The following is a 10,694-nucleotide window of genomic DNA, read 5'->3' on the forward strand; positions in this document are numbered from 1 at the left end:
GGAGATAATTTGCCTGTTGTATGTTATTCTATTTGTATATGCGGCGCTGAGTAAATTACTTGACTTTGAGAATTTTCGTGTGCAACTCGGACAATCCCCACTACTGAGCGCTTTTGCCGGATCAATTGCGTGGATTGTACCGACACTTGAATTGCTTGTCGCATTGTTACTTGTTTTTAAAAAATGGAGATTAATTAGTCTTTTTGCAGCCTTTGGTTTGATGGTTATGTTTACCNNTTTAATTTAGTTTTCATAATGCTGGCAGCAGCGGGTATCCTGATACTGGCCCGTGGGATGTCAAACACATCCTTTATTTCAAAACCCGCTGTTCTTGTCAGTTCCTTTTCGGGAAGCGTTCTTTTTAGTATTGGAATTGTTGTGCTAATGTTTATTTTATCAGAGGATATCATGCATCATCGCAATAGTTTTATACGCCGTTTTCCACATCATCAGGCAGTAAAAATAAGCGAAGTTGATTTAGGGTATAATTCATATTATTTTGCCGGGGCAGCAAACGGAAATTTGTATTTGGGGAATACTACAGCGCCATTACATATTGTGGCACTCGACAGCATTTTAAAAAACAAAAAGACATTCCAAATAGAATTGGATAAAAGTAATTTTGATTTTAAAGCGGTTAGAATTAGTATTTTCCCACCCTACTTTTTTGTTGCAGACGGGAATGTTCCCTGTTTGTTTAAAGGGGAACTATCCAATTGGAAAGCCTCACTTTTTATGCGTGATAAAGCTTATTTTGCGCGCATCACACCAATGGATTCCAGCAGGCTTGCCTTTAGGGGACAAGCAGCAAATAACAATGAAAATATTATTGGATCTATGGCAGTTGGGGAAACTGTAAATGTGAAATTAAACCCGGATTTGTTGCAAAAACAAATTGATGGTGTTTTTGATACCGATGGAATGCTACATTACAGTTCTGGACTAAAACATATTGTTTATGTTTATTTATACCGCAATGAGTTTGTAGTGGCTAATGATTCGCTTGATTTAAAATATATAGGAAAAACTATTGATACTACAAGCAAGGCTCAAATTAAAGTTTCTTATCTCTCAGACCGCAATCAAAAGAAAATGTCAGCGCCACCGCTTATCGTTAATAAAACCAGTACTGTTTATGAAAATTTACTTTTTATTCATTCGCCGGCTCATGGCTTATATGAGCCCAAAGATATGTGGAGCCAGGCAAGTACTGTTGATGTTTATAATTTGAATGATGCTTCGTATGTCTCAAGCTTTTATGTTTATAACATTGGAGATGATAAAATAAGAAGCATACTGGCGCATGAGAATTATCTCTATGCCCTTATCGGCAATCATATTGTTTGTTACGAGTTTAGTAATTCACTTTTGGAACATTATAAGAGTAAATTATGACTATCATATACCAGGGCCCGGGTATCAGGAATGTAATCGAACACCTGTAGAAAAAAGTAGATATTTTTTTTAAATTTAATTTTTATTACCATGAAAAAATCAAGTGTAAAAATGCTTTTGCCAACCGCTGCGTTTGCTTTAGCAATTGTAGGTGCTTTTGCCTCAAATCCAAGTGGCAAAACAACGAATGTTAGTGCTCCTGTGCAAGGGTACATTAATAATCCGGATCCATGTACCGAGTCCGTTGAATGTAGTACTGACCAGGGGGATATTTGTACTATTGAAAGTACAAACCAACAGGTTTTTGGTAAAAATGCCAGTGGTACTACTTGTAACAGAGTATTGTACAAATTAAATTAATTTAAAGAACTTAAAGCCAGAGTGCTGAGTTCATTTACAATGCAGTTCCGGATTTTATAATTGGAACTGCATTGTTTTTGTTTATAATGATTTTAATGGAGTAGCAACCCAAGAAGGTATACTTTTATTTTGAAGGTAATAATCAAACCACTCTTTGAGATGAAGGCTTAGGTCTTTTTGATTTTTCGGATTCATAATTACGTGTTTTTCCTGCGGATACACGAGCATAATATGTTCTTTATTCAATCTTCGCAGCGCCAAATAAAATTCTATACTTTGGTACCAGTGCACCTGCCGGTCTTCTTTACCTGTCCAGCAAAGCAATGGAGTTTGGATATTGGTTACATACTCTAGTGGAGAGTTTCGATTATAGCCAGCCTTATCTTCAAAAAGTGATTTGCCCATTCGCCCTTGCTGATTTTCATAACGCCATATATCCGCAATACCCGTATTCCATCCCATAGTTAAATACGAACTTGTTAAATCTGCTACACCGGCGCTTGATACCGCTGTGGCAAACAAATTAGTTTGGGTAATGATGAAATTAGTTTGGTAGCCTCCGAAAGAATGCCCAATAAGAGCAATCTTATCTTTTTGTACAATGCCTTTTTCGATTATGCACTGTGTTGCTGCCACAACACAATCTGTTGCAGAAATTCCGGGATTCCCAATTTCATAGATAATATCAGGACACAAAACAAAATAGCCTTCAGAAGTATAATTGGTCACATTAAATCCTGTATCATCGTATAATGATGGATTAATATATTGATTCGATTCATACATTTTTAATTCATATATCTTCACTATCATCGGATATTTTTTAGAAGGTTCATAATTCGCAGGATAGAAAAGGGATCCCGTTAAGGGTATCCCTTTGGCATTAGAGTAGTGAATTTTCTCAGCCTTACCCCAGAAAAAATCTTCCTGCTGTTTGTTGCTTTGTACCATTAGTTGTGCCTTGCTTTTTTTATCTTTTTTGAACCAAAGTGAAGGCGGTTTGTCATAATGCTGCTGTTGAAAAGCATAACTTTCACCTTGCTCGGACTTCATAAGATAATTATTTCGCATCGTATTAAAAACCATAGGCTTTTCTCCACTGGTTTTGTTCCAAATAAAATAACCACTTTCATCATTATTTTTTGCCTCTAAGAAAAGGTCATTGGAAAGATCAATTTGAAAGGCGTAAAAACCATCGTAGGCAGCTGTTTTTACAAGATCATAGAATTGTTTGGCTAACCTAAATTGTATGTTTTTCTCTCTGCCATGAGTTAATCGATTGGCTTTTTTCCCATCGGGAGTTACTTCCCAAATATCAAATTGGTCATACAACAAGAATGAATCATCGTTTTTTGTCCAGCCTAAAAAACCATAAGCAGGAACTTCACCTGCTGCGTTAAAGTCTTTATCCAATAGAGGCTGATGTATGTTTAAAGAACAATTAAAGTGCACTTTTTTCCTTATATCGTAAACCCACCATTTTTGATCTTTGAAATAGGTTACAAAATTACCCTTTGGAGAGATAACGGTATGATTTTTATTTCCGGAATGTTTGGTGAGTATTCTGGTGGAATCTCCTGTTGTAAGATTTACTAAGTAAAGATCAATATCCCCTTGTTGTTTATATTGGGGTTCGTATTGTGCTGGATTAAAGGTAAGGGCAAATTTTTGTTCTGCTGCCAGGATCACTTTTGGAAGCTGGTTATTTGTTATTTGATTGAATTTATTTTCAAAAGGCTTCCAAAGAGCCAGCTTGGCTACTTTTTCCCATTGTCCGATTTCTTCCTGTTCGGGATATAACAGTTTATCGGAGGCATTCCATACCTGTACCCCAGTTGTGTCTATTGCCTTCTCATTGGATTCTCTTTTTTTAATTCCAAAAAAAACGCGCTGCCCATCATCAGAAATAAACAGTTTAGTTGATACAGTAGGACTAATTGTGAAATCAGCAGGAAAATTTGAAAAATTTTCAGCCTCAAATTTGAAAAGGTTCTTGTCATTGAGCTGATAAAAAAATAAACTATTCTGCTCTGAATCTGCTCCTTTTTGCAAAAAAGCAACTGCATTGCCGTTGTTTTGCCAAATTAAGTTATAAAATGGTGTTGAAGCATTTTCGATAATCATGGTTTTCAGTACTTCCTTATTTAAAGAAATAAATCCGATATTATGATCAGCACTAAAAAGTACAGCATTTTGCTGTGGGGCTATTTTGTACTGCTGAACATTATTGATCTTCATTATGGTTTGTCCTGAAGTGGTTTTTATTTCCAGAATCGGATCTGCTGTTTTGCTGTAGGTGATTATGTATTTTTTATTCTGTGTGTATTGATATTGTGTGACCCCAGCAATAGTTTTTATCTCACCACTTTTTAAAGTAAGTATTTGCAGTCCTTTTTTGTCAATATAGGCAAAGCTTTCTTCTGCATTAAAATTCCCGTTAGTGCCTTGTGGAAAAACATACTGTTTATGGGTTTGTGTATTTTTAATAAAAAGGGTGTCTTGTCCATTTGGATAAGCTAGTTTGTAACTGATCCACTTTCCATTTTCAGAAATCTTATCGGATTGCAGGGTATGCCAGAGGTGATAGTCAGACTCCTGAAGGTTCTTTTTTTGTTTTACCTGCCCCGTTAAAGGGCAGGCTACTAAAACAAAAATTAAAAATATAATACGGGATAAAAATGACTTAACCGGTATTAGTCTTGTGTTATAGATTTTCATTTTGAAAGTATAAATGTTTTTTAATACCCTTCGTTTTGGGGCAATAGGTTTGGGTTTACTCTTAATTCTGAATCGGGAATTGGAAAAAGCCTGTCAGTGGTGTTCCATCCGGATTTTCTGCCAGAGAGGATATTGTCCAGATTACCTGTTCTTTTAAGATCAAAAAAACGTTGTCCCTGTTCGGTAAAAAACTCAAGTTTTCTTTCATTCAAAATAGCTTCAAGCACTTCTTCTGCTGTAATGGCCGTTGTGTTTTGAAGACCTGAACGGTTTCGGATTTTGTTTAAATCTTCTTTTGCTTCCGCTAATTTGTTTAAGTGCGCTCTGGCTTCTGCGCGAATTAGATACTGCTCTTCCAGGCGCAGAACAATTGAATACTCAAGGGAAGTTCCACTTGGAATTCTTTGTTTGTATTTACTGGCATGATACCAAGTTGAAGCCCCACTGGTAATTGCTTTTGTCCAATGGGTTCTGCGCAAGTCATCAGTAGTGAAAGCAATAACCAAATCAGTATTTAAAGCGACAAGTGTTGGCGGTCCACTGTTAAAAATAAAAACATTTCCTTCATCGGTATTTTTACCGGCTGTTGAAGGCATTAACTGCCAAATTGTTGAAGTGCTTTCCTTTAGAAAGACTTTATCGATATTGTTTTCTAAAGGGTATAAATTGGTGTTTTTAATCACTAAAGTGGCAGTTTGTTCCGCGGCATCCCACTGATTGCTGTATAAATAAACTCTTGCCAGTAAAGCGTTTGCTGTCGAATTATTGGGACGTACACGACCTGCACTAATGTAATTATCAGGCAATAGTGTTATTGCTTTTTGTAAATCAGTGTTGATATCAGCATATACCTCAGGGACAGACTTTTTAGAAACAACGGCATTTACCTCGTAGGAAGTTGTAGTTATATAAGGAATATTATCAAATAGATTGACCAGATAAAAATGGAGCAGTGCGCGGATAAAAAGAGCCTCGCCTAATAACTGATTTTTGTCTGATTCTGCCAGTTTAGTAGTTTTGGAAACCCCTTCAATAATGGCATTAGTGGCATATATTTGTTTATAGCTATTATTCCACCATCCTGTAACGGTGGTATTGGATGGTATAATAGCATTATTATAAAAATCTTTGGCAGAATTGGCATCTGTACCATAGAAGGTTAATTCGTCGCTGTAATTTCCTAATAGATTAGATATTCCGTTTGATTTACCTGTCATAAGCCCGTTATCTCTTATCTGGGCATAAATATTGGCCAGCGCTGCATTGGCTGTATTTTTATCATTAAAGATGGTGTTTCCTGTTAATTGAGAAGTAGGTAAGTCTACTTCTACAAAACTATCACAGCCGTAGATTAGCAAGCAAAACAGGCTCAGAAAAATGAAGTTATAGGATAAATTCATTTTTTTATCTTTAAAAAAATGAATTTTTAGTTGTTGTACATGATTTTTCATGATCGTTTTTTTTAGTGTTAAAAACTAAGTTGAATTCCCAGCGCATATATTTTCAGCGGAGGTAAAAAACCTGAAGCAATAAACTCAGGGTCGGCTCCTTTATAAGAAGTGAATGTTAGTGTATTCTGACCTTGAAGCGAGATACGGCATTTCATATTTTTTAGGCTGTTTTCAGGAAGATCATAGGATATTGAAATGTTTTTAAGCCTGAGATAAGATGCGTCAGTTATGGCTGCAGTGCTGGTTGTATACCAGCTATTGGCACTTACTACGGGAGAGTTTGTTCCCGAACTGTACATTTGATAAGGACCTGAATCTCCGGGGTTCTGCCAGCGGTTTAAGACTTCAACCGTTTTATTAGCCATGCCACCGGGCAGGCCTAGCATGTTTATGGAATTCCAATTTTCCTGTTTAACGTATTGGAATAAAAAATCAAGCTGCCATCTTTTAAAGTTGATTTGATTTTGCAAGCCACCATAATATTTTGGACTGAAATCTTTTATAGCCTGCCTGTCATCCGGAAACGAAATTTTTCCGTCTTTATTGATATCTTCAAATTGATAGATTCCGGTTTGGTTATTAAGACCTGTATAGTTGTACACCTTTTGAATGTTAATGGATTTTCCAATTACATACTGATTGACGTAGGTTGAGTTCTCTAATTGTGGAAAAGCAATCAATTTATTTTTCGGAACAGTTAAATTCAGATTGGTTATCCATTTGAAATTTGGTTTCTGAATATTTACAGTTCTAAGGGTAGCCTCCAGCCCTGTATTTTCTACTGTTGCATTTAGATTAGCTAAGATCGAATTGAATCCTGTTGTGCCCGGTAATGGAATGCCCACTAATTGATTGGAAGATCGGTTACGGTAATAGGCGGAGGTAAGAAAAATGCGATCCTGAAGAAAGCCTAATTCTAATGCTATTTCAATTTTTCTATTGGTTTCCCATCCAAAATTGGGATTATATAAACGGTTGGGCTGCAAACCAACTACCCCTTGATAATTATTACCGGCAGAACTATAGGTATCCAGAAAGTTGTAGTCTCCAATTTGATCGTTGCCGGTAGTTCCGTAACTACCTCTGAGCTTTCCAAAGCTTATGATTTTATTCTCTAGTATTGGCTCTTTTGAAAATAACCAAGCCACTCCAATAGCGCCGAAATTGGCAAATTGATTTCCCGGACCAAATCGGCTTGAGCCATCCCTGCGACCTGTAAGATTTACAATATAACGCTCTTTCCAACTAAAGTTGGCACGACCAAAAAATGCCTGATATTTATATTGTGTCTGCTGATTTGTAAATACATAAAGGTAAGTGGCCGAAGCTAAATCGTAAATTAGATTGTTACTTGTAAAACCGTCTGCTTCTTGTACGAGTTGTCCAGTTTTTTGCTGTTGGAATGTAGCTCCGGCTAAAAGCTCAATTTTACCTTTCCCTATTTTTTTATTCCAGTTGATCTGAGGTTCTATGATCCATGATTCTCTGGTGCTGTTATTGATAAAAAGTGATGAGGATTCGCTCCCAAGACCAAGCGCAGGATTATATATTGTGGAAGGTGAGGTTCTGGTCTCATCATAATGGAGATCCGTAAATCCGATACTTGTTTTTATTTCTAAATCGGGTATTATTTGATAGGATAAAATTGTATTGGCAATAAGATTGCCTGTTTTGGCTTTGTAAATAGCCTCAAGATTACGCAAAGGATTATTAAAAGTTCCGTTTTCCCAATTTAGGTTTGCTTTCGCATCATAAAGAGCAGGGGCGTTAGGAGGGAGTGATCTTGATTCTCTTGTAAAGTCAGTTCCGGGTAAATTATTATTTTGAGAAGAGTAGGAAGCAGAGAAATTTATCTTAAAGGTATTATCTGCTGACTGATGGTTGAGATTAAAGTTTATCCCGCCTCTTTTATATTTATAATCACCGGGAAAAACGGTTGTTTCATTGTGGTAGTTACCGCTGATAAGAAACTGCGTCTGAGCTGATCCGCCGGTTATGGAGGTCTGAACATCGCTTATTTGGGCTGTGCCTCCAGTGAGTACTTTTTGCCAATCGGTATATCGATTTTGATCCCAAGTGCCATTTACATCATATGCAGCTGCGGGATATTTTACAATTCCATCATTTGCAAAGGCTTCTTTTCGCATTTGCAGGTAGTCCTCGGTATGCATTAAATCCATAAAGCGGGTTACAGTTCCCAGAGCTGTATTGGTATTTATGGTAAATCTTGTTTTTCCCTCTTTGCCTTTTTTGGTACTGATCAGTACAACGCCATTAGCACCACGAGATCCGTAAATNNACTTCAATACTTTCAATATCAGAAGGATTTATGGTGTTTAAAGGGCTCACGTTTGCACTTGGGATTATAATGGAGGAGATATTATTATTAGATATAGAATTTGAAGCATAAGGAACACCGTCTATAATGTAAAGAGGCTGGTTTCCATCAGCTCGCAAACTGTTAGTACCTCTTATCTGGACATCAAATCCTCCGCCGGGGACTCCAGTTGACTGGGTAATTGTGACTCCAGCCATTCTGCCTTGCATGGCCGAGAGAACACTTGTAACGGGTTGGTTGTTGATATCTTTTGCCGTGATTTTTGCTATACTTCCGGTACGCTGGCTTTCTTTTACAGAATAGTAACCAGCATTGATTTTTACTTCCTGAAGTGTTGTTGCGTCTTGTTGCATCTTAACATTGATTACCAAACGACCGACAACAGGAATTTCAACTGTTTTAAAACCGATATAGGTAAAAATAAGATTCGCACTAGGTGATACTGTTATGGAAAATTTGCCATCAAAGTCGGTCAAAACAGTATTTTTCTGGTTTTTTACCGAAATACTGACTCCGGAAAGTGGAAGTGTACCATCGGTCACGATACCGGTGATTTGTGTTTGTTGTTGTGAAACGGAAGACTGCAAGGTATTCCGTGCTAAGGCTGGTGTGCAAAAGAGATAGAACCCGAAAATAAACGGGTACCAAAGTGCCACCAACCCATTGCTGAATGAAATAGTTTTCATAATTTTGGGGTTAGTTAATTTGAAACGAAAGTTTTTATTAATTCAGCTCTCTACACTTGTTTGTCGACCGGTTAGAGAGCTTTTTTCGTAGTCTTAAAGACATCAGGTTGAAAGTCTATAGGGGATGATGTTTTTTACTATATCATACATGCTTGGATTTAGGTTTAAAAAAAACTCATCTTGATTATCTTTCCGAAACAAACTCTAAAAATTTTAATGTGCCTTTTGGAAAATAGAAATAAAGGCAATACCTTTAAAGTGCGAGTTTAAAGAGGAAAAGCTTAAATATAAGTGCCAAAAGTATTTTAGGTTTGGGTGAGGTTAGATATACAGGATATTATATTTTATAATTCCTTTTTTATATCAAGGTAGAGTTAAAATTCTGACGGTAAAAGTGTCTGTAATAAGATTACTTCTAGGTATTTCCCTATCCTAACACAATGGTTGTCTAGTTTTGGAACAACAAAAGGTAACTCACTTTTAGCAGATCGCTAAGGTGGTTTAGTAACGGTTATATATAAAAAAATCGTTCTCATAAGTTTATGGTTATGGAACGATGTATTTCTAGGTATAAAGGGTTCTTGCAGAAAAAAGCAAGGAGCGGCCTCACACTTTCAATCCGTGGGTGTCCTACGACCCTTATCAATAATTAATAATTATTGTTTGCAATTGAAAGCATATGTGAGAACCGCTCGCATGCCGTTGCAAAAGTAAAAAACTTTTTGACATGGAGCGATTCCACGATACTCTCGTTTGCTAAATAGGACTTTACGGAACGAGAAAACATCGTTTAATTATGCCTATTAGAGGCTTATAATCAATTCGCTTGAACAAATATAATAAAAACTATTCATAACCCAACATGTTGGGTTGTTAATTTTTGTAAATTATGATAAAAAATATTATTTTCGATACTACTCAATTTGATTTTGACTTAATAAATCACGTAAAAAATTTACGTGGAGATAAAAAATGGTCACAAGATGAGCTCAGTTTAAAAATGGGAGTAGCCAAAAGTTTTGTAAGTAATGTTGAATCATTTACTCAACGACACAAATACTCAACTCGACATATTGCACTATTGGCGAAGGCTTTTGGGTATAAAAATATTTCAGACCTGATGAAGTTCCCTACCCCTCAATATGATAAAATTAAAGTAACCGTAAAGCAAACTATGAATGAAAGCGGAACTAGAGCTTTGAGTTCAGAGGTACTGAAGATTGAGTATATAAAATAATTATATCAAAGATTAATAAAGAAAGATGAATTAATTAATTTTCTGAAGATAATTAATATAAACCTCGCTTAAGACTTATTTAAGCGAGGTTTGGTTTTTTAAATGATTATTATTATGATCCTAATATAGAGACTTTTCTAAATTCTTTTAAAAGTTTTTCGGTTTCTAAAGTAGATTTATGAGTTCTTGCTCTGGATGCTTTTTAATATTTATTCAGATTATTTACAGATTACCTTTTCATTATCTACATCATATTTTGAAGTGGATAAAAATTGAAGTCCTGTTTATCTTTATATTATTCATATTTAGATCATGAGTTTGATGTATATATTATGTCGATAAAAATGATATTGTCTTTGTAAAAGTCAGGAACGAAACCTTTTATTATGCTTGAATTTTGCTTGTGATAATCAGTATTTTAGATTCTATACTTGTAAATAAGTATAAGTAAATGCTTTAATTTTTTAGAAAATCAATTTTTAATTTTTGAAAAAAGACCTGACTTCGGA

General features: G+C 35.8%; 8 protein-coding genes. 4 read left to right on the plus strand and 4 right to left on the minus strand.

Annotated elements, in window-relative coordinates; genetic code table 11:
• The first annotated feature begins 16 nt into the window (after positions 1-16).
• From B0A64_RS24975 to B0A64_RS21040, 3 genes are all read left to right on the plus strand, one after another.
• Entirely contained in the window at positions 17-247 is a 231-nt protein-coding gene (locus B0A64_RS24975) for a MauE/DoxX family redox-associated membrane protein (protein ID WP_455423336.1), read from the plus strand.
• 8 nt (positions 248-255) lie between these two features.
• Positions 256-1,395 (plus strand): hypothetical protein, encoded by a 1,140-nt coding sequence (locus B0A64_RS21035; RefSeq protein WP_123875942.1) that lies wholly within the window; start codon positions 256-258, stop codon positions 1,393-1,395.
• 90 nt (positions 1,396-1,485) lie between these two features.
• Positions 1,486-1,755: a DUF6520 family protein gene (locus B0A64_RS21040; protein ID WP_089481452.1), complete on the plus strand. Its 270-nt coding sequence runs from the start codon at positions 1,486-1,488 to the stop codon at positions 1,753-1,755.
• A gap of 81 nt (positions 1,756-1,836) precedes the next feature.
• Here the strand turns inward: B0A64_RS21040 and B0A64_RS21045 are convergent, their stop codons facing one another.
• Genes B0A64_RS21045 through B0A64_RS25630 form a run of 4 tightly spaced genes read right to left on the minus strand, consistent with a single transcriptional unit; the run spans position 1,837 to position 8,948 of the window.
• Positions 1,837-4,473, minus strand: a complete 2,637-nt coding sequence (locus tag B0A64_RS21045; RefSeq protein WP_089481453.1) for a S9 family peptidase — start codon at positions 4,471-4,473, stop codon at positions 1,837-1,839.
• A 20-nt stretch (positions 4,474-4,493) separates the two neighbouring features.
• Positions 4,494-5,924 carry a RagB/SusD family nutrient uptake outer membrane protein gene (locus B0A64_RS21050; RefSeq protein ID WP_089481454.1) on the minus strand — a complete coding sequence of 477 codons (1,431 nt, stop codon included), beginning with the start codon at positions 5,922-5,924 and terminating at the stop codon, positions 4,494-4,496.
• Between the two features lie 17 nt (positions 5,925-5,941).
• The gene (locus B0A64_RS21055; RefSeq protein ID WP_244285462.1) at positions 5,942-8,239 is read right to left on the minus strand and encodes a SusC/RagA family TonB-linked outer membrane protein; all 2,298 of its coding nucleotides are present in this window, start codon (positions 8,237-8,239) and stop codon (positions 5,942-5,944) included.
• Entirely contained in the window at positions 8,199-8,948 is a 750-nt protein-coding gene (locus tag B0A64_RS25630; protein ID WP_455423335.1) for a TonB-dependent receptor plug domain-containing protein, read from the minus strand. Before B0A64_RS25630 ends, B0A64_RS21055 begins: the two co-directional genes overlap by 41 nt.
• An 889-nt stretch (positions 8,949-9,837) precedes the next feature.
• On the opposite strand from B0A64_RS25630, the gene B0A64_RS21060 reads away from it, so the two are divergent.
• Entirely contained in the window at positions 9,838-10,185 is a 348-nt protein-coding gene (locus tag B0A64_RS21060; protein ID WP_089481455.1) for a helix-turn-helix domain-containing protein, read from the plus strand.
• Positions 10,186-10,694: the final 509 nt, after the last annotated feature.

The sequence above is a fragment of the Flavobacterium araucananum genome, from assembly GCF_002222055.1.
Taxonomy (GTDB): domain Bacteria; phylum Bacteroidota; class Bacteroidia; order Flavobacteriales; family Flavobacteriaceae; genus Flavobacterium; species Flavobacterium araucananum.